Consider the following 26,182-nt stretch of genomic DNA (forward strand, 5'->3'; position numbering starts at 1 on the left):
GGGAGTATGTTTAAGCGCGCGATTAAAGTCCAGCGGCCATTTGATTGATCTGGCGCAAAGCGCTTGTCCGCAGGCGCGGCTAGATCAGCCTTGGGGAAGTCCCGGCACAGGGACGGCAATGGAGAGCGGCCCGCATGAACGAAACCTTCGATCCCACCGCCTGGTCCGGGCTGGTCCTTGGCATGACTGCGCTGTTCGCCGGCATCGGCGCGCTGCGCAAACCGGGCGCCTGGCGCACCATGCTGGAAGAGGTCGAAAAATCGCCCGCGCTGCAGTTCCTGTGCGGAATGCTGGAACTGGTGGTCGGCACGGTGGTCTATCTCATCAACCCGTGGGTCCCGGCCGATCTGCTGGCCTGCGTGATGAAAGGGATCGGCGGGCTGATGATGATCGAGGCCCTGGTGATCCTGAGCTTTGTCGACCTCTACAGCCAGTTCTGGCTCAAGAACCTGACCCACATGCACCGCGGCTGGGCCATGACTACCAGCCTGTTCGGGCTGGTGCTGGCAGTGCTGTCAGCGGCGCGCTTCCACTAGGCTTTCCAGCCGGGCCCTTTCACGAACCGGCCGGGGCGAGCATCGGTGTGTTCGCCGCTGCGCAGTACGGCTGTGCCATTGACCAGTACGTCGGAGACGCCGACTGCGTAGGAGTGCGGCTTGTCGTACGTCGCCGTGTCGGCGATCTTGGCGGGATCGAACACCACCACGTCTGCGGCATAGCCCGCCGCCAGCCGCCCACGCCCGCGGATGCCGGCCTGCTGGGCGGGGAGCGAGGTCAGGCGGCGGATCCCTTCGGCCAGGCCAATCACCTGCTCATCGCGGATATACTTGCCCAGGAACCGCGCGACATTGCCATAGGCGCGCGGGTGGGTGTTCTTGAGCAGGAACTTGCCTTCGGGTGCCATCGATCCGGCATCCGAGCCGAGCATGGTCCAGGGCCAGCGGATGTTCTTCTTGATGTTCTCCTCGCTCATCAGGAAGAAGGCAGCGTCGACGCGGCTGTCATCCTCGATCACCAGGTCGATGATCGTGTCTTCCGGGCTGGTCCCGCGCATGGCTGCCACCTGGGCCAGGGTCTTGCCGGTCAACGGCTTGAGCGCCGGGTTCTTGAAACCGATCAGCAGCACCCCCTCGGGTGAGCCAGTGTTGTGGAGCAGGTTCTCCCACCCCTGCGGCACGCCGCGCATCTCGGCCAGCACCCGTGCCCGGATCACCGGGTCCTTGAGCCGCGCCACCCAGGCATCGTGCCCGCCCTGCTGCACCCACAGCGGCATCGTGGCATAAAGCCCGGTCGAGCCGGCGGTATAGGTATAAAGGTTGGCCGAAACGTCGATCCCGGCCTGCCGCGCGGCGTCGAGCTTGGCCAGGGCGAGGTCGGCCTTGTGCCAGTTCTCCTTCCCCGCCGGCTTGATGTGATAGATCTGCACCCGCGCCCTGGCCCGCCGCCCGATCTCCAGCAGTTCGTCGATCGATTCGAGGTAGCGCTCCGCCTCGCTGCGCATATGGCTGATATAGCTGCCGCCGCTCTCTGCTGCTGCCGCGGTCAGCGCGACCAGCTCGTCGGTGTTGGCGAAGTTGCCCGGGGCATAGATCAGCGAAGAGCCGATCCCCAGCGCCCCGGCGCGCATTTCCATCCGCACCAGGTCCTGCATCCGGCGCAGCTGTTCGGGCGTGGCGCGAACATCGTCATAGCCGACTTCGTGCATCCTGAGCGTCGTCGCCCCGACGAAGGAGGCAACGTTGCACGAGACCCCCTTCGCCTCCATGAAATTCAGATACTGGCCGAGCGTGGTCCAGCCGATGTCGTACTTGATATCGCCCTGCTCGCGCCGCTCGCGCGCCTTCATTTCGGCGGTCAGCGGCCCCATTGACCAGCCTTCGCCCAGCACTTCCAGTGTCACGCCCTGGCGAATGTCGCTCTGCGAGCGGCCGTCCTCGATCAGACTGTCGGTGGCCCAGGACAGCATGTTGATGAAGCCGGGGGCGACGGCCTGCCCCTTGGCGTCAATCTCCAGCGCGCCGCGCGCGGCGGAGAGGTTGCCGATGGCTGCGATCTTGTCGCCAATGATGCCCAGATCCGCCTCGCGCCCTGCGCCGCCCAGGCCATCGAACACCGTCCCGCCGCGCACGATCGTGTCGTAACGGCCTGACTTTCGCGCCTCGGCAATCGCGGGCGAGACGGCTAGGGCGGCGAGGCCGGCGGTGAAAGCGCGGCGGGTGGCGGTGAGCGTCATGGAACAGGACTATTCCCGCTCCATGACGTGCTGGCAAGCTGGCGTTATTGCGGCAGCTTTTGCGCCTGGTCGAGGTGGCCCGAGACCACGGTCACGGTCTTGCTGGCAAAGTCGCGCAACGGGCCCGGTGCCCCGGTGGCGGAGTAATCGCTCAGCAGCGCCTTGGCCGCTTCGTGCGCGGCGACCTGCTGCTGGACATAGACCTTGTCGAAATCGGCCCCGGCATTGCGCAAGGCATCAAGATCGACGCGTTGCGCGGCAGTCAGTTGTCCGCTGGCCAGAACCGAGGGCGACGCGCCCAGCGCAGCCCTCTTGAGGTCTGCGGTCGACTGGGTGTGATGATCGATCATCATCGCCGCGAAGTCCTTCACCGCCTTGCTGGTGGCCTTGGTCTGGGCAAGCTGCGAACTCTGTATTTCAAAGGCATCGCTGGCGGCAACCGTATCGACGAACTGCTGGTTGCTCCCGGCCATCGCCGATTCCTGATTGGTGCCGGTCGCGGCGCCGGCCCCGGCAGCCATGTCGCCAGTTACGGCGGCGTCAGACGTAGCCGTGCCGGCGGGTTCATCGGAGTTCGAGCCGCAGGCGGAAAGCGCCAGGCTCGCAGCGGAAAGCAGGATGATGGTGCGCATGGGTTGGCGGCCTTTCGGTAAATTGACCGGCGATTAACCGCCGCCACCGCCCCCCGCCCCGGAAGGCTTGCTCATATGCGACGAATAGGGCGCGATCAGCGTTGCGGCGCGGTCCCAGCCACCAACCAGCCAGCTATGCGTTGCTGCCGGATCAGGCGGCAGGATCACCGGCATCCGCTCCACCCCCGCTTCGCGCAGTACGGCGTTGGCCGGACAGGTCAGCAGCGCGAAGGAGGCGACCTCGCTGTCCTTCCACACCCCGGCCATCGCGCAGAGCGGTTGGTCGGCGCAGGATAGCCAGACCTGGCGGCGCTTGCCGGTGGTGGGATCGGTCCCGCCCCACAGCATGACGGCGGTGGCCGGCACCAGGCAGCGGAACTCGCTGTTGCGCAGGTTGCCGATCCAGAACGGCGAATCCGGATTGCGCACGGTCAGGACGGAGCGGCCCGGGTCGCCGGCCGAGGGTGGCGGCGGTACGCCCCACAGGCGCGGCACCAGCCGCCGCTCGGCCACCCCCGATGGGCGCGGGCCGGCGATGAACTCCCGCCCTGCCGTCACCACCGGAGCGAAGCTGCCGGGGGAGACGGAACCGCCCGCCCACGGGTCTTCGGCCGCCGCGCGGGCCCCGAACCGGGCAGCAATCTCTCTCGCAGTGGCATCAAGGCGATAAAGCACGGTCATTGCTGGACTTTTCGTGCGGTGCTGACATAGTGCCCCGTGTGCCGCGGCAACAGCGGCCGGGTGGGGGGACTGCCATGCTCAGCGAAAGGCGGCGGGGGCTGCTGGTATTCAACGGCATCGGACTGATCGCAATGGCGATCCTGTCGGGCTGGTTCTACTTCTTTTTCCTGTTGGGGGCGATCGATCTCTGGCCCTTTGTAACCGACGTACCGGTCAGCATCGGCGGTGATCGCCGCGCCTGGAACATGGCGCACCTGGAAGGGATCACCAACGGCACCATGCTGATCGCGATCGGCGCGGCCGGCAACTACATCCGGCTGGGTGAGCGCGCCCAGGCGGTGCTGTTCTGGGCCGCGCTGGCCTTTGGCTGGCTGTTCACCCTGCCGGCCATCGCCAATGCCCTGTTCGGCACGCGCGGGCTGGAGTTTGGCGGCGGGCCCTTCCCCGGCGATGTCACGATTAACAACGTGATCTTCCTGTTTGGCTGGCCGGCGATGATCGGGGTGCATGTCTCAATCGTCCTGCTGCTGTGGGGCGCCTGGCAGCATCACCGTCAGGGAGCCGGCAAGTGAGCGCCCGCCCGGCCATCCTCGTGCGCCGCATTCCCTTTGCCTTTGACGAGGGGATCGACCCGGTCTGGCACCCCGGCCAGCCGGAATGGAGCCACATGGTCAACGGCGCCTCGCTCGCCATGCCCTATCTCGAACCGTTCCTGATCAAGACCGTGACCGAGGCGCTGAAACAGGTGCAGGACCCGGCACTCAAGGCCGATGTCCAGGCCTTCATCGGCCAGGAAGGCGTCCACTATCAAAGCCACCGCCGCTACAACGAGATCCTGAAGCAGACCTATCCCGAACTCGCCCAGACCGAGGCGGAGATGGACGCGGACTACCGCCGCTTCCAGAAGCGCAGCCTGAAGTGGCGGCTGGCCTATACCGCCGGGTTCGAGACGATGACCATGGGCATAACTGAATGGCTGATCCGCCGGCGCAAGCCGCTGTTCGCGGGATCGGACAGCGCCATCGCCTCGCTGGTGCTGTGGCACATGGTCGAGGAGACCGAGCACAAGAATGTCGCCTGGGATCTCTACAACCACCTCTATGGCGATTGGCTGGGCCGGACCTGGGGGCTGATCTGCGGCACCGTCCACGTCGCGCTGGCCAGCCGCAAGGGCTATGTCCGAATGCTGCGGCGCGACGGCCTGTGGCGGAATCCGCGCAGCCGGCTGCGGCTGTGGACCATGGTCGCGCGCTTCCTGCGCCACGCCTCGCCCGCCATGCTGCGCTCGCTGCTGCCGGGCTATCATCCGTCGAAGGCGCGCGATCCGGCCTGGGTGGCGCAATGGGCCGGGGCCTATGCCGACCTGCCCGAAGGGCGCATCCCGCTGCTCGACACGGCTGATCCGGAAATACCGGCGCGGTTCGCCTGATCGCCAGGCGGGACCATATCAGCCGGCCAGCGGCCCTTTCGAGAATACACTCGCCGCGAACCAAAAGGGGTTGCACGCGCCGTGCAACCCCCAGGGATTGGCGCTAGGGCACCAGTCAGTTGCGCGGGCGCGTGGTGACGGTGCCGGCGGTGGCAACGGTTGTGCCATTCTGCTTAAGCTGGCTTCGCTGCGCCTGCGGCTGCATCCGGGCCTTCTGGACTGCCGGTAGCAGCAGACCGGCGCGGGGCTTGGCACCGGGGGCCTGCACCTCGCCAGCAGTCGCAACGGTGGTGCCGTTCTGCTTCAGCTTGGCGCGCTGCGATCTGGCCGGTTCGCGTACCTTCTGGACAGCGGGGAGCAGCAGTGCGGCCTGTGCTTCATGCTGCGGGGCCTGGACCTCGCCGGCCGTGGCGACAGTCGTGCCGTTCTGCTTGAGCTTGCCGCGCGTGGCCGCGTCCGGGCGCCCGTCACCGTTCACATCTCCGCTCGCCACCCAGATGCCCGAAGCGGTCTGGTTGGGAGCCTTGGCGCGGTCACCGGCTTGCGCCGCAGTTGCCGCCAGGGTCAGCGCGGCGAGGGTGGCAATTGACGCGGCTTGCAGCGCGGGTCGGATATAGTGGATCTTGCTCATGGTCTGGTCCTCTCAGCTCTCTCACGTTGTTCTCCCGCCGGAGTCGTTTTTGCTCCGACGACGACTCGCCTCTAGCCTTTATTGGAGTGATAGTCTAGAGTGTAAATCTAGATATAAAGTCTAGAGTGACATTGGGCATGGGGCCTGCCAAGGAAGCGTCATGGTTCAAACACGCAGCGAAGAGACTAAGAACCGGGTCCTTGAAGCGGCCTGCGCCTTGCTGATGGAGCAGGGCATTTCCGAAGTGACGATGAAAGACGTGCAGGAGCGCTCCGGCGTTTCCAACGGCTCGATCTTCCATCATTTCGGCTCGAAGGACGGCATTCTGGAGGCGCTGTTCGTGGCGGAGCGGCGGGCCTATCTCGGCAGCGTGGGCGCGGCGATCATCGCGCACGCGGGCGATCCCTGCGATGCCTTCGGTGCCGGGGCGGCGGCGGCGGTGCTGTTCCACGCCCGCGACCCGCAGCGCTACATGCGGCTGATCGCGGCCTTTTCCAATTCCGAATGGCTGTTCCGGAACGAGGCCATCTGGGCTGGACTGGTACGTGAAGTGGAAGCACCGGTGATGCAGTGGGCGCTGCCGCACTTCCAATCCGGCGCGCTGCCGATGCTGCCGCCGGGGCTGTTCCAGTCCTACATGCTCGGCCCGCCCGAACAGCTGACCCAGGTCTGGGTGCGGCGCGGGATGCCGGGCAAACTGGAAGACTACGCCCCGATCGCAGCGCAATTCGTCAGCGCCGGCCTGCGGGCGCTGCGCGAAGCAGATACGGCATCACCCGGCTCGTAACGCGGCTGGACCTTCGCGCACCAAGCGCCTATCTATGCGCCATCCCCGGGGAGCCGCTTGGCTGAGAGGGGCGGTTAGCATCGCCCGACCCGTTGAACCTGAACCCGTTAGCACGGGCGGAGGGAGTGGTTGGACTTCGCGCCATCGCTCCCGTTCCGCCTTCGAAGGAGCGCACATGGCCGACATCAACAGCGTTGTAGAAGGGGCTGCTAAGCCGCAAGCCCAAGGCCTCGAAATCGGCGTCACCACCGGGCCGATCCGTGGCTCGAAAAAGGTCCACGTCGGCCCGCTGGGCGTCAAGATGCGCGAGATTCACCTGGAGCCGGGCAGCGGTGAGCCGCCGGTGCGGGTCTATGACACTTCCGGCCCCTATACCGATCCCGAAGCCACGATCGACATCGCCAAGGGCCTGACCGAGCTGCGCCGCGACTGGATCCGCGGCCGCGGCGATGTGGAGGAAGTGACCCAGCGCGAGGTCAAGCCCGAGGACAATGGCCAGCTTGGCCCGGACCGGTCGGGCGGCGTCCCCCCGTTCCCCAATGTCCGCCGCCAGGTGCTGCGCGCGAAGCCAGGCATGAACGTCAGCCAGATGCACTATGCCCGCCGCGGCATCATCACGCCCGAGATGGAATATGTCGCCACCCGCGAAAACCTGGGGCGCGAGATGCTGCGCGAATATGCCCGTGACGGGCAGAGCTATGGCGCCGCCATTCCGGACTATGTGACCCCCGAATTCGTCCGCGATGAAGTGGCCCGCGGCCGCGCGATCATCCCCAGCAACATCAACCACCCGGAATCTGAGCCGATGGCAATCGGTCGCAACTTCCTGGTCAAGATCAACGCCAATATCGGCAACTCGGCCGTCGCCTCCGACGTCGCCAGCGAAGTCGACAAGATGGTCTGGTCGATCCGCTGGGGCGCGGACACCGTGATGGACCTTTCGACGGGCCGCAACATCCACGACACCCGCGAATGGATCATCCGCAACAGCCCCGTGCCGATCGGCACCGTGCCGATCTACCAGGCGCTGGAAAAGGTCGGCGGCATTGCCGAAGACCTGACCTGGGAAGTGTTCCGCGATACTCTGATCGAACAGGCCGAACAGGGCGTGGACTATTTCACGATCCACGCCGGGGTCCGCCTGCCCTATGTGCCGCTGGCGGCCAAGCGCGTCACCGGCATCGTCAGCCGCGGCGGCTCGATCATGGCCAAGTGGTGCCTGGCGCATCACAAGGAATCGTTCCTCTATGAACGGTTTGACGAGATTACCGAGATCATGAAGGCCTATGACATCGCCTATAGCCTGGGCGATGGCCTGCGCCCCGGATCGATCGCCGATGCCAACGACGAGGCCCAGTTTGCCGAGCTCTATACCCTGGGCGAGCTGACCCACCGCGCCTGGAAGGAAGACGTCCAGGTGATGATCGAGGGCCCCGGCCACGTGCCGATGCACAAGATCAAGGAGAACATGGACAAGCAGCTTGAGGTCTGCGGCGAAGCGCCGTTCTACACCCTCGGGCCGCTCGTCACCGATATTGCCCCGGGCTATGACCACATCACCAGCGGCATCGGCGCGGCGATGATCGGGTGGTACGGCACGGCGATGCTTTGCTACGTCACGCCCAAGGAACACCTGGGCCTGCCTGACCGCGATGACGTGAAGACCGGCGTCGTCACTTACAAGCTCGCCGCCCACGCGGCCGACCTGGCCAAGGGCCACCCGGCCGCGCAGGTGCGCGACAATGCGCTCAGCAAGGCCCGCTTCGAATTCCGCTGGCGCGACCAGTTCAACCTGTCGCTCGATCCCGACACGGCCGAGCAATACCACGACCAGACCCTGCCGGCCGAAGGCGCCAAGTCAGCCCACTTCTGCTCGATGTGCGGGCCCAAGTTCTGCTCGATGAAGATCAGCCAGGAAGTGCGCGAATTCGCAAAGCTCCAGAACCAGGACAGCACCACCTTCGTCGCCGCCGAAGAGGCCGAGGCCGGCATGGCGGCAATGAGCAAGGTCTACGACGCGACCGGGCGGGAGCTATATATGGGGGCTGGGGATCGGGAGCACGATTGAAATGGGTGCGTGGTGCATCGATCCCGAACATCGCGCCGCGTACCTGCGCGGGCGGCTTCAGCCAGAGCACATTCTACGTGATCTGACTGCAGCCATCCAGCCCAACCGCCGATTTGTCGAACTGATCGGCATTAAGGCGGCGGTCGCGGATTCGAGGGATTTCGAGCGAACCTTCGAGCCCGAGTTCAAGCACCATATCGAAACCGATCCGGAGATTGCGGCCATCCTTGAACCCTACCGGGCCATGGGCTTCAATTTCATCTGGACCGGATACTTTGACCCTACCGGCGTCGAGACCAGCTATGCGATCGAGCGCAACCCAGCTGCAGAGGAACAACTGCAGGCGCTCTTGGCTAGCGGGCGCGCGCACGACTGAGGCGTCTACGTCTTAGTCGATCTTCCTCGTAATCTGCGCCGTTAGCTCGGCGCTTTGAACGGGAGCGTGTAGGGTGGTTGCCTATTCGAATCGGATTGGCACAATGGCTCCGCATCAACAGACGAAGGCGCTTGTCGCTGTACTCACCGAATACACAAAACTCTCTCACCTCATTTCTTTTCAGTTTAAGGAAATGAGTAAAATATTCACCGATAAAAACGCGTTGGATAAGTCTGAATCATGTCGCATGCTTTTGCATATGGCTGGAGTCTCGAGTGTTACAATTGGGATTTTGTGTAAAGATATAGGAGTTGTAATAAGGGACTCTTATGGAATCTCAAGATCAATACTAGAGCTTTCGGTCAACTTTTCATACGCGCTTATTAGCGAGGATGGAACGATTTCAAAACTCAGGGAACATGCCGAGTTCCTTCTTTTGAAGAACAGGAAGATTGATCGATCAATCGGGAGTTGGCGAATTCAGCTAGGCACCGACGATCCCCATAATGACGCGCTGGAATCGCGACTTCTTGAGCTGAGTGAAAAATTCACGACCAAGAAGGGGCACAAGAAAGGTTGGAGTGCGGACAGTATTTATAAAAAGATCGAATCAATTAGCGGAAAATTCAAAAAAATATCATTATATTATGGTGGAGCGGCTGCTCTTTCGTACGAGATCTCATCGGAGTATCTTCACGGCAGTCTATACAGTGCACTGCATTTTTACGGCATTCAAGACAAGGGCCATAGCCAACTGAAGGATGGAGAATTTATCAACACCCTCCACCAACATGCTCAAACAAATCTAATTGTTAGCATCCTGTCACTGCATGGGGCGCTGTCCTCATTCGCTGAGTATGTCCGCAGCGAACCGTTGGTCACGCAACTGAATACTCTGTTCCAGAGCCTTTCGGCACTCACGGAAGAACAAGCGGGATAGTTTCGACGCGTCCATCCCACCTTAGTCGCCCCTACCCATCCCCCCACATTCATGCGAACCTCCGGCCCAGTCCTCTTCTGCCCCGGAGCCGCCATGCCTCGCCTGATCCCTGCCGCCGCCGTGCTGGCCCTCGCCGCGCTGGTGGCCGCTTCCCCCGTTGCCGCCAGCAAGCCTGCGACCGCGCCCGGCCCGGTTTTTACCCCGTCGGAGCTGCCCTATCCGTTCTCCAGCGCGGTGCAGGTGGGGGATGTGCTGTACCTTTCGGGCCAGCTGGGCGCCGAGGATGGGGGCGGCAAGGTGGTGCCCGGCGGGATCGGGCCGGAGAGCGAGCAGATGTTCAAGCGGATCAGCCAGACCCTGACCCAGCACGGCCTGAGCTTTGACGACGTGTTCAAGTGTTCCGTCTTCCTGGCCGACATGGCGGACTGGCCGGCCTTCAACACGATCTACGCGCGCCACTTCAAGCCCGGCCGCTACCCCGCGCGCTCGGCCATGGGGGTCAACGGCCTGGCGCTGGGCGCGCGGGTGGAGATGGAGTGCTGGGCGCACAAGCCCCAAAAGCGCTGACGCGGCGCTGATGCGCGCCAGACCGACAGGGCCTGTTCCGCCCGCCAACCTTGTGCCAGAATGGCGTGGGTCGCCCCCTAACGCAGGAGCCGCCATGCCCCGCCTGATCCCGCTTGCAACCGCGCTTGCTGCGCTGGTCGCCGTGCCCGCCCTCGCCGCGCCCAAGCAGACCGTGATGCCCGAGAACCCCGAGGCACGCGCATTTCAGGAGCAGTTCGGCTTTTCCGACGCGGTGGTGCATGGCGATACGGTCTACCTCTCCGGCGTGGTCGCCGGGGCGCCGCCGGCCGGTGCTGACCCGGTGGAGCACTATGCCCGCACCTTCGAGCGGATCGGCGCGATCCTGGCGCGGGCCGGGTCGAGCTGGGATGACGTGCTCGACATCACCACCTTCCACACCGACATCGATGCCTCGCTCACCCCGCTCTCCGCCGCCAAGAACCGCTATGTGAAGGCCCCCTTCCCAACCTGGACCGCAATCGGCGTGCGCCGGCTCTACGAACCCACCGCCGTGGTCGAAATCAAGGTCGTCGCGCGGCTGACAGCGAAGGCGAAGGGCAAACGGTAAAGGCTGCGCGCGGCGGCGCTTGATCGCCAGCAAAACGCTTCCTTCACCACTTGCCCGTTACCCTGCGGGCTATGTCGTTTCGCAAGCCGTTCAAGGCGGTGCCGATCAAGCCCGGACCGCGCCATCGCCGCAACCCGCCCGAGCATACCACGCCCCGGGTGCCGCTGCTGCTGCAAGCAGCTCTGCTGGGATCGGTGATCGGCATTGGCAGTCTGGCGTTTACGGCAAACGGGCGGGCGATCCTCTCGGCCGGGCTCAGGCCAGCTGCTGCCCCGGACGGTCAAACCCGCGAACCGCAAGCCGGCGATTACTGGGAGAATTGCGCCGCCGCCCGCCGCGCCGGGGTCAGCTCGATCAATGCCAGCGAGCCAGGCTACCGCGACGACATGGACGGCGACGGCGATGGCGTGGCCTGCGAGCCCTATAACGGTTACTGAGCCGGGACCAGCTTCTCCACCAGCCGCTTCAGCTCGGCCGGGGTGGTGTGGCCGGCGACGACTTCGTGATAGCCAATCCCGGCCTTGCGCAGCGCTTCCTTCTTCACCGCATCGCGCGCGGCGGCGGCGTTGCCGGTCTGGTGGTGGCCGGTGCCCTGGTATTCCAGCGCGTGGCGGACCTGGCACTTGTCATCCATCAGCGCGAAATCAACCCGTTTGGAATTGACCGCAAAATAGGCGTCCTTGTCATCGCTGGCGAGGAACTCCCCCAGCGAAACCTGGGCCATCACCTGCCAGCCCGGATTGCGCGCGATCACGGCGCTATCGAGCGCCTTGAACACGGCCGCCTCGGGCCGGTTGAGCAGCGCGCGGGCCGAAAAGTCAGCCTCCATCACGCAGCGCAGCTGCTCCGCCGCATCGAGCGCGGCGCGCTCGGGCGTGCCCTTGAGCGGGATCGACGTCTTTTCCTTGCGGAACGGCGTCACCTTATTGTCGGCATTCTTGCGGCCGCGCCAATAGGCCTTGCGCTTCTCACGCTCGCCGCGTTCGACAAAGCGTTCGACAAACATTCCGAAGAATGCACCGACAGCGAGTACTGCCATGAGCAGCAGCGGCTTATCGATCAGGGCAACTATTTCTGGTGGCATCACGCATCAAATCCAACTTAATCCGCCAGTGACAGTATAAATCATCCGACAATAGCAGCAGGTTAACGCAGGCCGCCCCGCCGTTTTCCTACACCCTCGCGGCCTGCTATGATTGCTTCGGCTCTTTGCAATTGTCGATCTGCGCGGTGTGGTGCGCCTCGTCCGGAATTTTTTCCGCCCCCGGTGACGCTCAGCCTGGTTTTGCGCGCTCTGCCGCGGAATTCTGCGGCTTTTGCGCTGTTGGAAGAAGCGGACGCAGTGTCAACTGTGTCAAGCCCAGCGTAACGCTGCCGCCCTTGCGCTCCCGCCGATAATCTGCTGCCTTGCCAGTGTCCTGCACCGAGTCCTGCGCGGCTGGTTCCGGATGCTCCGGGGGGAGGGGAGGACTGGATGGTTTCACTGATCTACGTCAGTACGGCGACGGCTGACCTTACCCCCGAAGACCTGGCAGCACTGGGCGAGGCAGCTGCGGCGGCCAATGCAGCGCGCGGGATTACCGGGATGCTGGCCTTCAATGGTGAGCACTTCATGCAATTGCTCGAGGGCCAGGATGCGGCGGTTGAGGCACTGCTGGCCCGGATTGCGGCCGATCCGCGCCACCGTGATCTGGTGGTGATCCGGCGCGATGTGCGCCCGGCGCGCGAGGTGCCCTATTGGTCGATGCGCACCTTCCTGACGCCGCTGAACGGCGCGGGCGCGGCGACCGAATTCGCCGCCCGGCTGCCCGCAACCTTTGCCGCAGATACGCGCGTGGTCTTCACCAGCTTTGCCTCGATCAAGCGCGAGCTGGCCTGAAGGTTCGGCAAATGTGGCAGTGGGCAGCGCGGCCGCGCAGCGCTAGGCTGCGGGCATAACAAACGGCGGGAAGAGACGCATGACCAAGGAACAGACCGGTGGCTGCCTGTGCGGCGCGGTGCGCTACAAGATCACGGCCGAGCCGTTCATGCAGGCGGTCTGCCACTGCAAGAACTGCCAGCGCCAGGCCGGCAGCGGCTGGTCGATGATCCTGGGTCTGCCTGAGGACGGGGTGGAGATCACTGGCTCGGTCCAGACCTATGTCGATCACGGCACCAGCGGCGGTGAGGTCCACCGCCAGTTCTGCCCGACCTGCGGATCGCCGGTCTTCACCCGCGTGCCGGCCCAGGCCGGGTGGATCTTCGTCAAGGCGGGCTCGCTCGACGATACCAGCAGCTTCAATCCGCAGATCCAGTTCTGGACGGCAAGCAAGCAGCACTGGATCGAGATCCCCGACGTGCCGGGGGTGCCGGGCAACCCAGGCTAGGCGCGCGCCAGCCGGGCCAGCGCTTCATCCAGCGCCTGGAGAAAGCGTGAACGGTCGGTCTTGGCGAAGGGGGCGGGTCCGCCAATCGCCTCGCCCCCGGCGCGCAGGTCGGCCATGATCGCGCGGGTGGCAATCGCGCTGCCGATCGAGGCATGGGTGAAGGGCTTGCCGGTGGAGGAGATGACTGTCGCACCGGCCTTCAGGCAGCGATCGGCCAGCAGGATGTCGCTGGTGATCACGACGGCGCGGGCATCGGCGTTGTCGGCGATCCAGTCATCCGCGGCATCGAAGGCGTCCGACACGGTGACGCGTGCGATCAGCGGGTGATCGGGCACGCGCAGCCGCATGTTGCTGACCACCTTGACCGCGACCTGGCGGCGGAAGGCGACCTTGTAGATCTCTTCCTTGACCGGGCAGGCATCGGCATCGACCAGGATGCGGAGCGGCTGGACTGTCATCGGCGGGCGGCGGTCAGCGCTTCATGTGCTCCAGCCCGGCCAGGACGCCCGGCTTGAGACTGGGCTGCGAGGCGTTCGGCTTGGGCGGCTTCTCCGCCTTGGGCTTGCGGGCTTCGCGGTTCGATTTATTCTGGCCCTTGGCCATGGCACGTTCCTTTGCGGGGCAGATGCCCCTGGCGGCGATCCTAGGCGCATTTGCGCCAATCGCGGCACGAAATCGAACCTAGCGCTTGCGCACGAACTCCGCGCGCAGGACCAGCCCCTTGATGCCGGGATAGCGGCAGTCGATCTCCTGCGCATCGCCGGTCAGGCGGATCGAGGGGATGACGGTGCCCTGCTTGAGCGTCTGCCCGGCCCCCTTGACGGTCAGGTCCTTGATCAGCGTGACGGCATCGCCATCGGCCAGGAGGTTGCCCACGGCATCACGCACCTCGACGGCGTTTTCAGCAGCGCGCTTAGCCGCAAGTTCTGAGGCGGGCAGCCATTCGCCGCTGTCCTCGTCATAGACATAGTCTTCGTCGTCGCCAGCCATCGGATTACCCCTTCCGTGCCCGCCATGACAGGCCAGGGGGCGCAGCGCAACGGGCGTTGACAATGATCGGTGCCCGGCCAAGTCTTGGCCCCGACAGGAGGGTACCGCGATGGCGAAGGGGTGGTCATGGATGCTGTGGGGGGCGGCGGCCTATAACTGGCTGGTCAGTCTGCCAGTGCTGCTGAACATTGCTGCGGGCGACAAGGTCAGCGCCGTCCTGGTGGCGGGATTCGGGGTGCTTTACGCCCTGGTCGCGAGCAATCCGGCGCGGCTGGCCCCGGCGCTGTGGGCTGGGGTAGTCGGCAAGCTGGGGCTGGTCGTGCTGCTCTCTCCCTCGATCGCGGCGGGCACGGCGGCACCTGGCACGGCCCCGGTGCTGGCGGGCGATCTGCTGTTTACAGCCGCCTTCCTGGCGCTGCTGCTCGGGCCCGGGCGGAACAGGGGAGAGATGCAATGACTGGAGACCTTGCCGCGCGGCGGCTGGCCGTGGTGGGTGTTGCCTTGCTGCTGGCCGCCATGTTGACCGGGTTTGCCACTGGCGCCGTGCCCAACCCGCGCATGGCGCTCTCCGCGCACCTGGCCGGCACGACCAGCGCGCTGATGCTGATCGCGCTCTCGGCCATCTGGCACCGCGTCACCCTAAGCTCGCGCGGCCACGGTTGGGCCAGCGGCCTGCTGGCCTTCGGCGCGGTGACCAACTGGGCGGCGGTGCTGTTGGCCGCGATCTGGGGGGCCGGGGCCACCACCATGCCGATTGCCGCCAAGGGCATGACTGGCACTGCCTGGCAGGAAAGCGTCATCGCGGCCGCGCTGCTGGCGCTGTCGCTGGCGATCCTGGTGGGGCTGGGGCTGGTCTTGCGCGGTTTGCTGGCGCGAGGCGAGTGACCTGTGGCGATTGACCAGACCATCATCCGCCTTGGCCCGCAGCACCGCAATGACGCGATTGCCACGCTGGCTGCGGCGTTTCAGGGCGATCCGGCGGTGAGCTGGATCATCCCCGATGCGGCCGAACGCGCCCGCCGCCTGCCGAAAATGTTCGCCTGGCTGTGGGACGATCACCAGCGCCACGGGATCGCGCTCGGCACGCCGGGGTGTGAGGCGGTGACGCTGTGGCGGCTGCCAGGCAAGGTCCATCACCACGATCCGCTCTGGCCGCCCGAGATCTTGCGTCTGCTGCGCATCTTCGGGCGGCGGATCCTGCGGGCCAGCACGGTCGGCGATGCGATCGCTGCGCACCTCGCCAAGGGCGAGGACTGGTACTACCTGCGCTATGCCGGAGTGCGGCCAGACTGCCAGGGTCAGGGGCTGGGCGGCCTCACCATCCGCGCCGGAATTGCCGAGGCGACCGCAGCCGGCAAACCGGCGCTGCTGGAAACCGCGACCGAGAGCAATGTCGGCATCTACCTGCGGCTCGGCTTTGGCGTGCACGAGGAGTGGGACGTGCCGGCCAGAGACGGCCCGCACTTCTGGTCGATGTCGCGGCCAGTTTAGAAGCCGCTAGCGAGAAACTCCTCGGCCAGCCCCGCCAGCAGGGCGGTGCCGCGCGGCAGGACCGCCTCGTCCACCATCATGCGGGGTGAGTGGATACCGCAGCACGAATTCCAGTCGGCCCCGTCCTCGGCTACGCCCAGGAAGAACATCGCGCCGGGAACCATCTCGAGCACATAGGAGAAGTCCTCTGCCCCCATGATCGGCGCGGGCAAGGTTTGCCAGGCGCCGGGGCCGAGCAGGCCCTCCGTCACGCGCTCACCAAAGGCGACCGCCTTGGCATCGCAGATCGTGACCGGGAAACCTTCGATGATCCGGACCTCCGCACTGAGGCCATGTGCCGCTGCAATCCCCTTGGCGAGCTGGTCGAGCGCCGCGTGGAGCTTGGCGCGGTGGCGCGGCGAAAGCGTGCGCATCGTGCCCTTCAACGTCGCGAAATCGGCGATCACATTGTGCGCCGTCCCGCCCTCGATCCGGGCGACGGTGACCACCACCGGATCGTGAGCGTTGAACTGGCGCGTCACCAGCGTCTGAATGCCCAGCACAATCTCGCAGGCGACCGGCACCGGGTCATGGGTCTGGTGCGGCATCGAGGCATGGCCGCCCGCGCCCGTGACCATGATCTCGAACTGGTCGGCCGCTGCCATCAGCGGCCCGGCCCGGCCGGCAACCAGACCGTGCCGGGCATTGGGCATGACATGGAGCGCAAAGGCCGCATCGGGCAGGGGCCCAAATCCTTCACCGCCAATCAGGCCATCATCCAGCATGAAGCGCGCACCGTGGTGGCCCTCCTCTCCCGGCTGGAACATGAAGGAAACGGTTCCCTGCAGCTCCGCCTGCCGCGCCGCCAGCACCCGCGCCGCACCGGCCAGCATGGCGGTATGGGCATCGTGGCCGCAGGCGTGCATCGCGCCCTGGATCTGGGAGGCGAAGGGCAGGCCGGTCTCTTCCGGCATCGGCAGAGCGTCCATGTCGCCGCGCAGCAGGACATGGCGGCCCGGTGAACCACCCTGGAGCGTGGCGACCATGCCGGTGGTCGATGGTCCCTCGCGCCAGGTCAGCGGCAGGTCGGCCAGCGCGGCGCGGACCTTGTCGCGGGTGCGGGGGGTGTGGAGGCCAAGTTCGGGCTCGGCATGAATCGCGCGGCGCAGCGCAACAACCTCATCCGAAATCGCGCGGGCAGCGTCTAGCAGGTGACTGTGGAGCATGGGCGGATGATAGCTGCCCGGCGCTGTGCGTCTAGGCCCCGATCTTCACCGCAATGCGCCGCGCCGCAGCATTGTGCATAAGGACCGATACGACCAGCAGCACGTTGAGCACGACCGCCTGGTAGGCCATGTAATAGAGCGGCGTGCCCGCGAACATCGACAGGCCCAGCACGATCGCGCGCGGGTTGGGGCCCAGCACCTTGCACATGAACAGCAGCGGAGGGGCTTCGGCGCGCACCGCGGCAGCAATCTCGGCCAGGCGGGCGGAATCGCCCTTGGCTGCATCGACCGCAGCGTCGATCCGCAGCGCATGCGGGGTCATCCCGCTGGCGGCGTTGAGGTAGGCCGAGACGAAGACCCCGAACAGGCTCTTGCTCGTGGCCGAATCCGCCTGGCCATGGCTGTGGCGGATCCAGGGGGTGCCATAGACCCACCACTGATACTGCCGGCGCTGGACCTCGACATGGTTGGACTGAACCGCATGGCTGATCCCGGCGAAGACGATCAGCGCCCAGCCCATGCCGCCGCTGAAGTAGCCGGGCTCCTGCGAAAGCACCCAGCCCAGGATCAGGTAAAGCACGATATGGCTGGCATAGTCACAGACGCCATCGACCATCTCGCCGATCGGGCTGGTGCGGCCGGTCATCCGGGCCAGGTCACCATCGGCGCCATCGACCACGTGCCAGCCCATGTGCAGCGCCATGCCCAGCGCCGCGCCGACCGGCCAGGCCAGGCCGGCATAAACGATGCCTGCCGCGACCACCATCAGCCCGCCGAACACCGAAACCATGTTGGGGGTGATCGGCGTATGCGCCAGGCCGCGCGCCAGCTGCCAGGCAAGCGGATGGTAGATGTAGTGATTGAGCGGATCCTGCAGTTCGCGCGGGCGCTGCGGCCGTGCCGGTTTGCCCTGCGTTACGCCCGCCATCGCCTGTTCCAAGTCTTGCCCCGCTTCGCTGCAAATGGCCCTGCGGCCTTGCCTCCCCTTAGCGGCGCGAGGGCCCGCCTAACAAGGGCCTGACGGCGGATTTGCCACGCGCAGGAATGGTGCTATGCTAGTAAGCCTGCATTGCGCAGGTGTAATGTCCGGATGTGGCGGGATTCCAACAGGAAAGCGCCGGATTCGGGGCCGAAAAGGGAGAGGTCGCGGTGGCCACAGCAAGCCGCCCAATCCCGCTATTCGGCTTGACCTGCGCCAAACTTCTTGCTTTTGGCGCGCGATTTCACAATGGGGCGGCCTTGATTCAGGCCGTGCTGCGCCGTTCGAGAAGGATTAAAACCTAATGAAGCCGATCAAGGTCGCCATTATCGGTGTTGGCAACTGCGCCAGCTCGCTGGTCCAGGGGGTTACCTACTATCGCCAGAACAACTCCTCGCAGGGCCTGATCCACGACAAGATCGGTGGCTTTGGCGCGGGCGACGTTGACTTCGTACTTGGCGTCGATGTCGACGCCCGCAAGGTCGGCAAAGACATTGCCGAAGCGATCTTTGCCAAGCCGAACAACACTGCCGTGTTCCAGGCCGAAGTGCCGCTGACCGGCGCCAAGGTGATCATGGGCAAGGTGTCGGACGGCGTTGCCCCGCACATGACCACGGTCGGTGAAAAGGGCTTCATCGTTTCTGACGAGGCCGAAGCCGACCAGGCTCGCATCGTCCAGGCGATCAGGGATTCGGGCGCCGAAGTGCTGGTCAACTTCCTCCCCGTCGGGTCGCAGGAAGCTACCGAGTTCTACATGAACTGCGCGCTGGAAGCCGGCGTTGCCGTGGTCAACTGCATGCCGGTGTTCATCGCCAGCAACCCTGAATGGGAAGCCAAGTTCCGCGCCAAGAACCTGCCGATCGTGGGTGACGACATCAAGGCCCAGGTTGGCGCCACGATCGTCCACCGCGTGCTGTCCAGCCTGTTCGCCGCCCGCGGCGTGACGGTTGAGCGGACCTACCAGCTCAACACCGGCGGCAACACCGACTTCATGAACATGCTGGACCGTCAGCGTCTCGGTTCGAAGAAGGAATCGAAGACCGAAGCCGTCCAGGCCATGCTGGCCCAGCGCCTCGAAGACGAAAACATCCACGTCGGCCCGTCGGACTATGTTCCGTGGCAAAAGGACAACAAGCTGTGCTTCCTGCGCCTGGAAGGCCTGCAGTGGGGCAACGTGCCGATGGAACTGGAACTCCGCCTCTCGGTGGAAGACAGCCCCAACTCGGCCGCTTGCGTCATGGACGCGATCCGCTGCGCCAAGCTGGCGCTGGACCGCGGTGAAGGCGGCGCCGTGATCGGTGCCTCGGCCTACTTCTGCAAGCACCCGCCGCAGCAGTTCAACGATGACCTCGCCGCCCAGATGGTTGAGGAATACATCGCCGACACCGCGCTGGCCGCTGAATAAGGCCAACGGTCTGGAACTAGAGGCGGCGCCGGACAATTCCGGCGCCGTTTCTGTTTGAGGAAACGCCAATGGACGCTCTCATCATTGCGGCAGGTTTTGGCAGCCGACTGCGCGACGTATCGGATTCCAAGCCGCTAACACCGATTGCAGGCGTCCCGCTGCTCGAACTGGGCGCACGGCAGGCCAAGGCTGCGGGCGTTGAGCGCGTTGTCGTGGTCACGGGGCACGAGGCAGAGCGCATCGAGGCAGCGCTGCCCGCGATTTCCGAACGCGTAGGCGTCCCGGTCGTATCGCATCGGGTCGCGGACTGGTCCAAACCCAACGGCTGGTCGGTCATCGCCGGTGCCGACACGATCGATGGCAATTACCTGCTGATGATGTCGGACCACATCTTTTCCGCCCGGATCCTGACCGCGCTCGCCCAGCAGCATGGGCCCGATCGCGGCGTGACCCTGGCGGTAGACTATCGCTGCGATAATCCGCTGGTCGATCCCGACGACGCGACCTGGGTCAAGCTGGACCAGCGCGGCTTCATCACCGCTATCGGCAAGACCATTCCCGCATATGACGCGGTCGATTGCGGAGCCTTCCTGGCGACGCCGGAGCTGGCCGAGGCGATCCGCGCCGCGATTGCCGAAGGCAAGGCCGGGAGCCTCTCAGAAGGCATGCAGCGGCTCGCCGACGCGGGACGCGCGGCGACGATGGATATCGGCACGGCCTGGTGGCTCGATGTCGATGACCCGCGCGCCTATGAACTGGCCGAAGACCAGGCCCCGCGCGAGCTGCCGGAGATTTACGCTACCCTTTAGGGGTACTTCATCGAGATCCGCGTGGTCAGCCCGGGCTTCGGCACGTTGAGCCGGACCGAGCGGAACTGCGGCAGGCCGGCCAGCGTCGCCGGGTTGTTCGAGAAGCCATAGCCCTCGGCCGGGAGGCCCAGGCCGGTGCGGTCAAACCGGCCGTCGCGGTTCTCGTCATGGTAAAGCGCCAGGGCATAGACCCCCGGCTTGGGCACAAAGATGCAGCCGCGGGTCGTGCCGGTGTTGGCATCGACTCGGCCGACATAGAGCGAACCGCGCTTGACCAGGAACTTCGACGAATCGTCGGCATAAAGCGTGATCGCGACCACGCCATTCCCATTGCGTACGCCATCAACCACGACATTGAGCCAGGTTGCGCTGGCCGGGCCGGTGCAGCCGGCCGGCGCGGCGGCAGGCGCACTGGCCGCCGTGGGAGCCGCAGCCGACACCAGCGCAGCAAGGGCAAGGGCCGCGGCGCGGATACGTCGGGGCTGGATCATCGCTTCGTCATCCTGTCTGTTGGGAGAAGCTGGCACGCCATTATGGCACCTGCATTACGGTGCATCGCCTGCCAGTGTTGCCCCCCAATTACGATTCGCCCGCTGAATAGCCGGTGAATTGGGCAACAATTGGGTAACCACCTAGGATTCGTCAACCACCTGGCCTGAGTCGAGCCTGATCACGTGGTCAGCAAGATCAAGCAGGGCACCGCGATGGGCGATCAGCACGATCGTCATCCGCCCGCGCAACTGCGCCAGCGCCGCGGCAATTGCCATCTCGTTTTCGGTATCAAGAGCCGAGGTTGCCTCATCGAGAATCAGCAGCTGCGGATCGCGCAGCAGCGCGCGGGCCAGCATCAGCCGCTGGCGCTCACCCCCGGATAGCCGCCGCCCGCCATCGCCCAACCGGGTTTCGAGCCGCTGCGGCAGAGCGCGGACGAAGTCTGCCGCTGCTGCATCTTCCAGTGCCTGCCACAGCCGTGGCTCGTCCGCCGCCGGTGCGGCCCACCGCAAGTTGTCCCCTACGGAAGCCGCAAGGACCAGCGGTTCCTGGTCGATATAGGCAACCTGGCCGCGCCAGGTGCGCAGTTTCGCGGGATCAAGCACCGCTTTGTCAACTGCGATGGTGCCGGCGTCCGGGACCAACAGGCCGGCAAGCAGATCGGCAAGCGAACTTTTGCCCGCACCCGATGGTCCGACCAGCGCGGTAATCTGCCTGGCCGGGATGGCGACGCTCACCCCGGCCAGCGCAGGTGCCACCTGCCCGGCATAGTGCAACGTGACGCTGCTCAGGTGCATCGCGCGGGCCAGCTCGATCCGCTCGGCGGCAATTGCCGAGGGCTCCGCCGCTGCGTCCATCGCCGCGATCTGGGCCTCGGCGGCGGCCAGAGCCGGAGCGGCATGGCGCCACTGCTGCCAGGCTTCCTGCAAGGTGCCGAGCAGCGGCAAGGCCCGCGCAAAGACCGCGATCAGCGGCAGGACCGTGGCGGCCGGCAGATGCCACCCGGCCAGCGCCAGCCAGACCAGCAGCGCCAACACCGCCGCGCCCCCGGTCTGGAGCAGGAACTGCCCCATGGCCTGGCTGCTGTGCCATGCGTGACGTGCCGCGCCGAGCTCCGCAAAGCCCTGCATAACCATGGCTTCGGCCTGGGCCTCACGACCCAGCGTCTTGATCGAGCGCAGCGCACCAAGCGCCTCGCCAATCGCGCCGTGGACCCGGTCCCAGATTGCACCGAAAGCTTCGCCCAGCGCTGTCGCCTGTTGCCGCAGCCTGCGATAGGCCAACAGCACGAGCATGCCCGCCAGCAGTCCGCCCAGCGCAAACAGCGGATAGATCGCCAGCGCCGCCAGGGCGAGCGCAAGCAAGGTCACCACGCTGGTGGTCGCTAGCAGCAACTGGTTCACGCCGTGCCCGACCCGGTCGAGATTGGTGATCAGCAGGCTGGCCTGATCGGACCGGCGCAGACCCTGCAGCGTTCGCCAGTCAGCGCCCAGCAAGGCCCGCCAGGCGCGTTGCCGCAGTCCGTCGATCAGCGCCAGCTCCAGTGACAGCGCCGCACGGTTGCGGGCCAGCACCAGCGCTGCACGCGCCGCCACCAGGACAACGAACAGCGCCAGCAGGGCAGGCAGCGTCTGGTCGAACCCAAGGCTCGTGACCGCCTTGGCGATGGGTCCCACTGCCACCGTGTCGCGACCGGCCAGAGTACCCAGCAACGGGACCAGCAGCACCAGGCCGACGCCTTCGGTCAGGGCCGACAAAGTCTGCAACAGGGCCAGGCGCGGGACGAGCCGACGGACCTGCGGATCACGCAAGCCGGCGCTCATTGATTGCAGCCTTCGAAATAGTTCACATAGCGCGCCAGCATGATGGCGCGCGGGATCGCGCCCTCGCGCAGCAGCCGCTCCTCGACCGGGATCGCACCAGTGGCAGGCCAGTCTTCAAGGGCGTGGCGGATCTTCGGAAAATCGATCATGGCGCTGAGCCGCTCGTTCTGCGCCAGTTGCTCCACTTCTGCCAGCAATTCGCGCCGACGGCGGCCCAGCTTGAGGTGCCAGTCGGCCCCGTGGCGACCGTGGCGGGTTTCCAGCCGCTGCGCCTCAGGCATGATTCCGCGCGCCATTTCGCGCGCCAGCCAGCGGGTCTGGCCATCGCGCAGGAACAGCTCGGTCGGCAGGCCCAGGCAGAATTCGACGAAGGGGCGCCAGGCCGTGGGATCGCGCTGGGGCAGGCCATAGATCTCCTCGAAGCCGTGCATGATGTCGCAATGGTCGTTGCGCTGGAACAGCTCGAACTCGCGCCAGCGGCCCAGCTCGGGCCAGCGTCGCACCGGTTGCCCCGCCTGCCGCGCCCGTGCCTGGGCGCCAGAGGACAGCGCATAGTCAGCCCGCAGCGGCGAGGCGATGGCGAAGATGTCTGGCTGCCCGCGCAGCCGCCGCTGCCATTGCCACAGCTTGTCCGGCAGGATCGGCAGGACGCTCAGTGCCAGGAACCGCCGCAGCAGCGAGCGGTCATCGTTCTCGGCATGGCGCAAAGCCAGCCAGAGCTGCCGCCAGCGCCCGCGCAGCAGGTATTCGGGGAAACCCCAGCCGCCCTCGGCACTGAAAGTGAAATTGCCATAGTCGGCACCCAGCACCACATCGCAGCCCGCCGCCCGCGCCGCGCGCCAGAGCGAATGGAAGTGGCTGAAATTGGTTTGATTGATCGCGGCAGAGCCGGTCGCAAAGAACAGCTCGGTAAGGCCGGCATCGAAACCCGTGCCGGCATTGTCCTCAAAATGAAGGACCAGCCCCGGGTGCTGCTGGGCAAAGGCTTCAACATAAGGCCGCTCGTCACCGAAGGTGCCGCTATCCTGGTGACCATCCCAGCCGTTCTCAGGCGTGAAGGTAAAAGCATGGAGCTGGCTTCCGGCAGGCAGGGCAGCCAAGGCCTTTGCGGCGACCTGCGATGAATCGAGTCCGCCCGAAAGCATGATGGCTGGGCGATGCGACCCTCGAAGCGCAACTTTGGTCGCTTCAGTCAGCAGGCTGTGCGCTGCCTCAAGATACTCGGCATCGCGGCCAAGCCGCACTTTGGGCAAGCTGTACAAATCGTAATAGCGCCGTTCACGCATGCCCGCCGGATTGAAGCGCAGTTCGGTGCCGAGCGGGACCTGTTCCACCCCTTCGAACCAGCCGGTCCGATCATCGCCGGGATTGAACAGCGCGTTATCCGCCAGCTTGGCATCATTGATCTGCCGCGGCACTCCGCAAGCAAACAATGCGCGCGTCACCGAAGCGGCGATCAAGCGTTCAGGACGGGCATGGAAATGCAGCGGCGGTGCCCGCAGCGGACTGCGTACCAGGCACAACTCCTGCGCTGCACCGTTAATCAGGATTGCGGCATATTCGCCGATCAGCCGTAGGTCTGCGGCATCGCCCCAGGCCAACCGCGCAGCGCCATAGAGCCGGGCCAGCTTGGCCGGATCCGGCCGATCACCGGGATAGTCGACCTCCAGCAGGCCCGCCGCTTCTCGGGCATTGTCGATCCGTCCGGCAAACAGCACCAGCAGCGGCCCGACTTTGGGCGGCTGCCACTGACGTGCCCGGTGCGAAGCTGTCCCCGGCAGGAGCGAAGCTACCTGGCACTGGTCAACCGAAGCTGCACTGGCAATCCGTCCGGTACCGGCCGCGAGAGCCTGCGCCAAGTGGGCGGCGGTCGGCTCATGCCGGCCAGAGCGCTGCCAATCGACCGCGATCACGTCAACCGCCGGGCGTGGCGGCCCGCCCCTTCACGCTCAGGATCGGCGGTTCGACCCCTGCGTCGTACCAGGGCCAGGGCGCGGTCCGACATCGGCAAGCTGACCCAGGCGGACGAGTTCGGGCTTGGTCCACGTCTTGTCCTGCGGCCGGTTCTGCTGCGACATTTTTTCCAACTCCGGTGGGCCGGGCGACCGGCCCGCTGCACGCAAATATACATGTATGACAAGCCTCTGGCTAGTGGCCGAACCGCGCCAGGGCCTGGAAAGGTTGATCGAGCGCACCGATCAGGATCTCATCACCGCAGGCAACCCAGGCGTGCAGGTCATCCACTCCGCCGCGGGCTGCGTCCGGCAGGACGGCGATCACCAATTGAGCCGGCCGGTCCCGCCGCCGCAGCATCCAGTGCAGCGCCATGGCCTGCGGCAGACACTTGGTCTGCCCGGGCAGATGCAGGCTGGCCCGTTCAACCGCTTTCGCCAGCAGCCGATCCCCATCGCTGGCCGACCGGGCTTGCGCCGCTACCGCCACGGGTCCAAGCAGGTGCCGCCACCGACCAAGCCGCACGCCCGCCACCAGCAACCGTGCCGCAGCAAGCAGCACCAGGGCTTCGGCCACCAGCAGGCGCCAGCGCATCATGCCCCCGTCAACAGCCCCGCCGCCGCGAGCTGGGCCAGGAAGGGATCGACATCTTGGGCAATGGCGCTGGGTTCGACCCCATATTCCGCCGCCAGCGCCGCAATCAGGCCGGCGCGGTCATTCTGCGCATCAAGCGCCAGCCAGATCGACCGGGCCGTGCCGGTGAGCGAGAAGAAATCCCCGCTGGCCAGGCTCATCACCACCACCTCTTCATCGATCGTCGCCTCGGTGAACTGTCCGGCGGCCTTGGCCAAAGTCATCGTCCCAACTCCCTGATCCGCTGTGCCGCCAGAGCCAGCGACGCGGCGAACCCTTCCGCCGAGATCGGCCGCACCAGCCGCGCCATCGTCACCTGCCCCGCCAGCCGCGCCCGCAGCGCGAACAGTTCGGCCCGGCCTGGCTGGGCTGCCTCGCGGAAGAGTTCCTGCGTATAGTGATCGTCTTCCAGCCGGACAAATCGTTCCGCGCCGCGCGCTTCGTGCCAGCGGACGTCCGGGCCGGTTTCCAGAAATACCAGGCCGGCCAGCGGCAGCGGCTGGCCCAGATCGCCCGCGGCGGGCCGGGCATAGAACTTGCCCGTTGCCGCTCCCACCGGCGCTTCGGCGACCGCGCCAGCAAGTGCCAGCGCATCGGGCAGCAGCTTGAGTCGCTTGTGCCCCGGCATGGCGATCAGGCCCTCGGTGTTGTGCAGATCGACCAGCAGGGAATCGTCGCAGAACAGCGGAAAGCCCAGCTGCCCCAGCCCCGCCGCCAAGGTCGATTTGCCCGCCCCGGTCGGCCCGGTGAAGGCAATCGCCCGGCCATCGACTGCCACGGCCGAGGCATGCAGCGGCAGGAAGCCCTTGAGACAGGCGACCCCGGCATAGACGCTGCCGTTCAGCCACAGCGCTTCCTCGTCCGGATCCGCCCCTTCGGGCTGCTCGATCACGATCCCTGCGCCTGGCGCGTGGAAATAGCCATAACCACTGTCGGTCCATTGCAGATAGCGCCCGCCGGTGATCAACCGGTGGCCCAGCGGCACGGTAATCCCGTCCAGGTCGCGCGGCACCGGGCCATGCCGTGCTGCCGTCTCTCGCGCCAGCACGGCCATGGCTTCGGCAGAGGTCCGCAAGGAAATCATCAGCTTGACCCTGTGCCGGGACGGCTGGCAGTGGTCAATC

At 65.8% G+C, this 26,182-nt stretch carries 33 protein-coding genes and 1 riboswitch; of the genes, 17 read left to right on the top strand and 16 right to left on the bottom strand.

Annotated elements, in window-relative coordinates; genetic code table 11:
- Positions 1-134 precede the first annotated feature (134 nt).
- Positions 135-536: a hypothetical protein gene (locus tag FRF71_RS04835; protein ID WP_147089491.1), complete on the top strand. Its 402-nt coding sequence runs from the start codon at positions 135-137 to the stop codon at positions 534-536.
- Here the strand turns inward: FRF71_RS04835 and FRF71_RS04840 are convergent.
- From FRF71_RS04840 to FRF71_RS04850, 3 genes are read right to left on the bottom strand one after another with little or no spacing between them, the layout of a single operon-like run.
- On the bottom strand, positions 533-2,233 hold the full coding sequence (locus tag FRF71_RS04840) for an N-acyl-D-amino-acid deacylase family protein (RefSeq protein ID WP_147089492.1): 1,701 nt from the start codon (positions 2,231-2,233) through the stop codon (positions 533-535). The two genes, FRF71_RS04835 and FRF71_RS04840, sit on opposite strands and share 4 nt — an antisense overlap.
- A gap of 44 nt (positions 2,234-2,277) precedes the next feature.
- Positions 2,278-2,865, bottom strand: coding sequence for a DUF4142 domain-containing protein (locus FRF71_RS04845; RefSeq protein ID WP_147089493.1), 588 nt, complete (start codon positions 2,863-2,865; stop codon positions 2,278-2,280).
- 33 nt (positions 2,866-2,898) lie between these two features.
- A complete protein-coding gene (locus FRF71_RS04850; RefSeq protein ID WP_147089494.1) occupies positions 2,899-3,546 on the bottom strand; it encodes an SOS response-associated peptidase family protein in 648 nt (215 codons plus the stop codon).
- 74 nt (positions 3,547-3,620) lie between these two features.
- Here FRF71_RS04850 and FRF71_RS04855 point away from each other — a divergent pair, with 74 nt between their 5' ends.
- Together FRF71_RS04855 and FRF71_RS04860 are read left to right on the top strand one after the other, a co-directional pair.
- Positions 3,621-4,118, top strand: a complete 498-nt coding sequence (locus FRF71_RS04855) for a styrene oxide isomerase (protein WP_147089495.1) — start codon at positions 3,621-3,623, stop codon at positions 4,116-4,118.
- Positions 4,115-4,975, top strand: a complete 861-nt coding sequence (locus FRF71_RS04860; protein WP_161597878.1) for a metal-dependent hydrolase — start codon at positions 4,115-4,117, stop codon at positions 4,973-4,975. Before FRF71_RS04855 ends, FRF71_RS04860 begins: the two co-directional genes overlap by 4 nt.
- A 115-nt stretch (positions 4,976-5,090) precedes the next feature.
- On the opposite strand, the gene FRF71_RS04865 is transcribed toward FRF71_RS04860, so the two are convergent.
- Positions 5,091-5,606: an FG-GAP repeat protein gene (locus tag FRF71_RS04865; protein WP_147089497.1), complete on the bottom strand. Its 516-nt coding sequence runs from the start codon at positions 5,604-5,606 to the stop codon at positions 5,091-5,093.
- A 160-nt stretch (positions 5,607-5,766) separates the two neighbouring features.
- Between FRF71_RS04865 and FRF71_RS04870 the strand changes: the two genes are divergently transcribed.
- The 7 genes from FRF71_RS04870 (at position 5,767) to FRF71_RS04900 (ending at position 11,349) form a co-directional block, all read left to right on the top strand.
- The gene (locus FRF71_RS04870; RefSeq protein WP_147089498.1) at positions 5,767-6,393 is read left to right on the top strand and encodes a TetR/AcrR family transcriptional regulator; all 627 of its coding nucleotides are present in this window, start codon (positions 5,767-5,769) and stop codon (positions 6,391-6,393) included.
- Between the two features lie 36 nt (positions 6,394-6,429).
- A riboswitch (TPP riboswitch) is annotated at positions 6,430-6,535 on the top strand.
- A 33-nt stretch (positions 6,536-6,568) separates the two neighbouring features.
- On the top strand, positions 6,569-8,461 hold the full coding sequence (gene thiC / locus FRF71_RS04875; protein ID WP_147089499.1) for a phosphomethylpyrimidine synthase ThiC: 1,893 nt from the start codon (positions 6,569-6,571) through the stop codon (positions 8,459-8,461).
- A 1-nt stretch (position 8,462) separates the two neighbouring features.
- Entirely contained in the window at positions 8,463-8,837 is a 375-nt protein-coding gene (locus FRF71_RS04880; protein ID WP_147089500.1) for a hypothetical protein, read from the top strand.
- A gap of 73 nt (positions 8,838-8,910) precedes the next feature.
- Positions 8,911-9,777 carry a hypothetical protein gene (locus tag FRF71_RS04885; protein ID WP_147089501.1) on the top strand — a complete coding sequence of 289 codons (867 nt, stop codon included), beginning with the start codon at positions 8,911-8,913 and terminating at the stop codon, positions 9,775-9,777.
- A gap of 93 nt (positions 9,778-9,870) precedes the next feature.
- Positions 9,871-10,344, top strand: coding sequence for a RidA family protein (locus FRF71_RS04890; RefSeq protein WP_147089502.1), 474 nt, complete (start codon positions 9,871-9,873; stop codon positions 10,342-10,344).
- Between the two features lie 94 nt (positions 10,345-10,438).
- Complete coding sequence (locus FRF71_RS04895) at positions 10,439-10,912, top strand: RidA family protein (RefSeq protein WP_161597879.1); 474 nt, start codon at positions 10,439-10,441, stop codon at positions 10,910-10,912.
- A gap of 71 nt (positions 10,913-10,983) precedes the next feature.
- A complete protein-coding gene (locus FRF71_RS04900; RefSeq protein WP_147089504.1) occupies positions 10,984-11,349 on the top strand; it encodes an excalibur calcium-binding domain-containing protein in 366 nt (121 codons plus the stop codon).
- On the opposite strand, the gene FRF71_RS04905 is transcribed toward FRF71_RS04900, so the two are convergent.
- A complete protein-coding gene (locus FRF71_RS04905) occupies positions 11,343-11,996 on the bottom strand; it encodes a DUF2726 domain-containing protein (protein ID WP_238339428.1) in 654 nt (217 codons plus the stop codon). The two genes, FRF71_RS04900 and FRF71_RS04905, sit on opposite strands and share 7 nt — an antisense overlap.
- 390 nt (positions 11,997-12,386) lie before the next feature.
- Here FRF71_RS04905 and FRF71_RS04910 point away from each other — a divergent pair, with 390 nt between their 5' ends.
- Positions 12,387-12,791, top strand: a complete 405-nt coding sequence (locus FRF71_RS04910; protein ID WP_147089505.1) for a BLUF domain-containing protein — start codon at positions 12,387-12,389, stop codon at positions 12,789-12,791.
- Between the two features lie 79 nt (positions 12,792-12,870).
- Positions 12,871-13,278 carry a GFA family protein gene (locus FRF71_RS04915; protein ID WP_147089506.1) on the top strand — a complete coding sequence of 136 codons (408 nt, stop codon included), beginning with the start codon at positions 12,871-12,873 and terminating at the stop codon, positions 13,276-13,278.
- On the opposite strand, the gene FRF71_RS04920 is transcribed toward FRF71_RS04915, so the two are convergent.
- The 3 genes from FRF71_RS04920 to FRF71_RS04925 all read right to left on the bottom strand — a co-directional run bounded on the left by FRF71_RS04920 (position 13,275) and on the right by FRF71_RS04925 (position 14,268).
- Complete coding sequence (locus tag FRF71_RS04920; RefSeq protein ID WP_147089507.1) at positions 13,275-13,736, bottom strand: YaiI/YqxD family protein; 462 nt, start codon at positions 13,734-13,736, stop codon at positions 13,275-13,277. The genes FRF71_RS04915 and FRF71_RS04920 overlap by 4 nt on opposite strands.
- Before the next feature lie 13 nt (positions 13,737-13,749).
- A complete protein-coding gene (locus FRF71_RS15690; protein ID WP_272949960.1) occupies positions 13,750-13,881 on the bottom strand; it encodes a hypothetical protein in 132 nt (43 codons plus the stop codon).
- A 78-nt stretch (positions 13,882-13,959) separates the two neighbouring features.
- Positions 13,960-14,268, bottom strand: coding sequence for an alkylphosphonate utilization protein (locus tag FRF71_RS04925; RefSeq protein WP_147089508.1), 309 nt, complete (start codon positions 14,266-14,268; stop codon positions 13,960-13,962).
- A gap of 109 nt (positions 14,269-14,377) precedes the next feature.
- On the opposite strand from FRF71_RS04925, the gene FRF71_RS04930 reads away from it, so the two are divergent.
- From FRF71_RS04930 to FRF71_RS04940, 3 genes are read left to right on the top strand one after another with little or no spacing between them, the layout of a single operon-like run.
- On the top strand, positions 14,378-14,725 hold the full coding sequence (locus FRF71_RS04930; protein WP_147089509.1) for a hypothetical protein: 348 nt from the start codon (positions 14,378-14,380) through the stop codon (positions 14,723-14,725).
- Positions 14,722-15,153: a hydrogenase gene (locus tag FRF71_RS04935; protein ID WP_147089510.1), complete on the top strand. Its 432-nt coding sequence runs from the start codon at positions 14,722-14,724 to the stop codon at positions 15,151-15,153. Before FRF71_RS04930 ends, FRF71_RS04935 begins: the two co-directional genes overlap by 4 nt.
- Positions 15,154-15,156: 3 nt before the next feature.
- Positions 15,157-15,759, top strand: a complete 603-nt coding sequence (locus FRF71_RS04940) for a GNAT family N-acetyltransferase (protein ID WP_147089511.1) — start codon at positions 15,157-15,159, stop codon at positions 15,757-15,759.
- Here FRF71_RS04940 and FRF71_RS04945 read toward each other — a convergent pair.
- The gene (locus FRF71_RS04945; protein ID WP_147089512.1) at positions 15,756-16,964 is read right to left on the bottom strand and encodes a M20 metallopeptidase family protein; all 1,209 of its coding nucleotides are present in this window, start codon (positions 16,962-16,964) and stop codon (positions 15,756-15,758) included. The two genes, FRF71_RS04940 and FRF71_RS04945, sit on opposite strands and share 4 nt — an antisense overlap.
- 31 nt (positions 16,965-16,995) lie before the next feature.
- Positions 16,996-17,892 (bottom strand): CDP-alcohol phosphatidyltransferase family protein, encoded by an 897-nt coding sequence (locus FRF71_RS04950; protein WP_147089513.1) that lies wholly within the window; start codon positions 17,890-17,892, stop codon positions 16,996-16,998.
- Between the two features lie 355 nt (positions 17,893-18,247).
- Between FRF71_RS04950 and FRF71_RS04955 the strand changes: the two genes are divergently transcribed.
- Positions 18,248-19,348 (top strand): inositol-3-phosphate synthase, encoded by a 1,101-nt coding sequence (locus tag FRF71_RS04955; protein ID WP_147089514.1) that lies wholly within the window; start codon positions 18,248-18,250, stop codon positions 19,346-19,348.
- Between the two features lie 68 nt (positions 19,349-19,416).
- A complete protein-coding gene (locus tag FRF71_RS04960; protein ID WP_147089515.1) occupies positions 19,417-20,157 on the top strand; it encodes a phosphocholine cytidylyltransferase family protein in 741 nt (246 codons plus the stop codon).
- Here FRF71_RS04960 and FRF71_RS04965 read toward each other — a convergent pair.
- The 6 genes from FRF71_RS04965 to FRF71_RS04985 all read right to left on the bottom strand — a co-directional run bounded on the left by FRF71_RS04965 (position 20,154) and on the right by FRF71_RS04985 (position 26,142).
- A complete protein-coding gene (locus tag FRF71_RS04965; RefSeq protein WP_147089516.1) occupies positions 20,154-20,648 on the bottom strand; it encodes a DUF2141 domain-containing protein in 495 nt (164 codons plus the stop codon). The genes FRF71_RS04960 and FRF71_RS04965 overlap by 4 nt on opposite strands.
- Positions 20,649-20,789: 141 nt before the next feature.
- A complete protein-coding gene (locus tag FRF71_RS04970) occupies positions 20,790-22,472 on the bottom strand; it encodes an ATP-binding cassette domain-containing protein (RefSeq protein WP_147089517.1) in 1,683 nt (560 codons plus the stop codon).
- Positions 22,469-24,385 (bottom strand): asparagine synthase-related protein, encoded by a 1,917-nt coding sequence (locus FRF71_RS04975; RefSeq protein WP_147089518.1) that lies wholly within the window; start codon positions 24,383-24,385, stop codon positions 22,469-22,471. The genes FRF71_RS04970 and FRF71_RS04975 overlap by 4 nt, the downstream gene beginning before the upstream one ends.
- A 235-nt stretch (positions 24,386-24,620) precedes the next feature.
- Positions 24,621-25,022 (bottom strand): lasso peptide biosynthesis B2 protein, encoded by a 402-nt coding sequence (locus FRF71_RS04980; protein WP_147089519.1) that lies wholly within the window; start codon positions 25,020-25,022, stop codon positions 24,621-24,623.
- Complete coding sequence (locus FRF71_RS15410; protein ID WP_161597880.1) at positions 25,019-25,282, bottom strand: PqqD family protein; 264 nt, start codon at positions 25,280-25,282, stop codon at positions 25,019-25,021. The genes FRF71_RS04980 and FRF71_RS15410 overlap by 4 nt, the downstream gene beginning before the upstream one ends.
- Positions 25,279-26,142, bottom strand: coding sequence for a hypothetical protein (locus tag FRF71_RS04985; protein ID WP_161597881.1), 864 nt, complete (start codon positions 26,140-26,142; stop codon positions 25,279-25,281). The genes FRF71_RS15410 and FRF71_RS04985 overlap by 4 nt, the downstream gene beginning before the upstream one ends.
- Positions 26,143-26,182: the final 40 nt, after the last annotated feature.

Origin of the sequence: Novosphingobium ginsenosidimutans (genome assembly GCF_007954425.1) — a bacterium.
In the GTDB taxonomy this organism is placed as follows: Bacteria; Pseudomonadota; Alphaproteobacteria; order Sphingomonadales; family Sphingomonadaceae; genus Novosphingobium; species Novosphingobium ginsenosidimutans.

Bases quoted from the DNA above. Each gene is read 5' to 3' on its own strand.
- FRF71_RS04835 (WP_147089491.1), top strand. From the start codon at position 135: ATGAACGAAACCTTCGATCCCACCGCCTGGTCCGGGCTGGTCCTTGGC.
- FRF71_RS04840 (WP_147089492.1), bottom strand. From the start codon at position 2,233: ATGACGCTCACCGCCACCCGCCGCGCTTTCACCGCCGGCCTCGCCGCC.
- FRF71_RS04845 (WP_147089493.1), bottom strand. From the start codon at position 2,865: ATGCGCACCATCATCCTGCTTTCCGCTGCGAGCCTGGCGCTTTCCGCC.
- FRF71_RS04850 (WP_147089494.1), bottom strand. From the start codon at position 3,546: ATGACCGTGCTTTATCGCCTTGATGCCACTGCGAGAGAGATTGCTGCC.
- FRF71_RS04855 (WP_147089495.1), top strand. From the start codon at position 3,621: ATGCTCAGCGAAAGGCGGCGGGGGCTGCTGGTATTCAACGGCATCGGA.
- FRF71_RS04865 (WP_147089497.1), bottom strand. From the start codon at position 5,606: ATGAGCAAGATCCACTATATCCGACCCGCGCTGCAAGCCGCGTCAATT.
- FRF71_RS04870 (WP_147089498.1), top strand. From the start codon at position 5,767: ATGGTTCAAACACGCAGCGAAGAGACTAAGAACCGGGTCCTTGAAGCG.
- thiC (WP_147089499.1), top strand. From the start codon at position 6,569: ATGGCCGACATCAACAGCGTTGTAGAAGGGGCTGCTAAGCCGCAAGCC.
- FRF71_RS04880 (WP_147089500.1), top strand. From the start codon at position 8,463: ATGGGTGCGTGGTGCATCGATCCCGAACATCGCGCCGCGTACCTGCGC.
- FRF71_RS04890 (WP_147089502.1), top strand. From the start codon at position 9,871: ATGCCTCGCCTGATCCCTGCCGCCGCCGTGCTGGCCCTCGCCGCGCTG.
- FRF71_RS04895 (WP_161597879.1), top strand. From the start codon at position 10,439: ATGCCCCGCCTGATCCCGCTTGCAACCGCGCTTGCTGCGCTGGTCGCC.
- FRF71_RS04900 (WP_147089504.1), top strand. From the start codon at position 10,984: ATGTCGTTTCGCAAGCCGTTCAAGGCGGTGCCGATCAAGCCCGGACCG.
- FRF71_RS04905 (WP_238339428.1), bottom strand. From the start codon at position 11,996: ATGCCACCAGAAATAGTTGCCCTGATCGATAAGCCGCTGCTGCTCATG.
- FRF71_RS04910 (WP_147089505.1), top strand. From the start codon at position 12,387: ATGGTTTCACTGATCTACGTCAGTACGGCGACGGCTGACCTTACCCCC.
- FRF71_RS04915 (WP_147089506.1), top strand. From the start codon at position 12,871: ATGACCAAGGAACAGACCGGTGGCTGCCTGTGCGGCGCGGTGCGCTAC.
- FRF71_RS04920 (WP_147089507.1), bottom strand. From the start codon at position 13,736: ATGACAGTCCAGCCGCTCCGCATCCTGGTCGATGCCGATGCCTGCCCG.
- FRF71_RS15690 (WP_272949960.1), bottom strand. From the start codon at position 13,881: ATGGCCAAGGGCCAGAATAAATCGAACCGCGAAGCCCGCAAGCCCAAG.
- FRF71_RS04925 (WP_147089508.1), bottom strand. From the start codon at position 14,268: ATGGCTGGCGACGACGAAGACTATGTCTATGACGAGGACAGCGGCGAA.
- FRF71_RS04930 (WP_147089509.1), top strand. From the start codon at position 14,378: ATGGCGAAGGGGTGGTCATGGATGCTGTGGGGGGCGGCGGCCTATAAC.
- FRF71_RS04935 (WP_147089510.1), top strand. From the start codon at position 14,722: ATGACTGGAGACCTTGCCGCGCGGCGGCTGGCCGTGGTGGGTGTTGCC.
- FRF71_RS04945 (WP_147089512.1), bottom strand. From the start codon at position 16,964: ATGCTCCACAGTCACCTGCTAGACGCTGCCCGCGCGATTTCGGATGAG.
- FRF71_RS04950 (WP_147089513.1), bottom strand. From the start codon at position 17,892: ATGGCGGGCGTAACGCAGGGCAAACCGGCACGGCCGCAGCGCCCGCGC.
- FRF71_RS04955 (WP_147089514.1), top strand. From the start codon at position 18,248: ATGAAGCCGATCAAGGTCGCCATTATCGGTGTTGGCAACTGCGCCAGC.
- FRF71_RS04960 (WP_147089515.1), top strand. From the start codon at position 19,417: ATGGACGCTCTCATCATTGCGGCAGGTTTTGGCAGCCGACTGCGCGAC.
- FRF71_RS04965 (WP_147089516.1), bottom strand. From the start codon at position 20,648: ATGATCCAGCCCCGACGTATCCGCGCCGCGGCCCTTGCCCTTGCTGCG.
- FRF71_RS04970 (WP_147089517.1), bottom strand. From the start codon at position 22,472: ATGAGCGCCGGCTTGCGTGATCCGCAGGTCCGTCGGCTCGTCCCGCGC.
- FRF71_RS04980 (WP_147089519.1), bottom strand. From the start codon at position 25,022: ATGATGCGCTGGCGCCTGCTGGTGGCCGAAGCCCTGGTGCTGCTTGCT.
- FRF71_RS15410 (WP_161597880.1), bottom strand. From the start codon at position 25,282: ATGACTTTGGCCAAGGCCGCCGGACAGTTCACCGAGGCGACGATCGAT.
- FRF71_RS04985 (WP_161597881.1), bottom strand. From the start codon at position 26,142: ATGATTTCCTTGCGGACCTCTGCCGAAGCCATGGCCGTGCTGGCGCGA.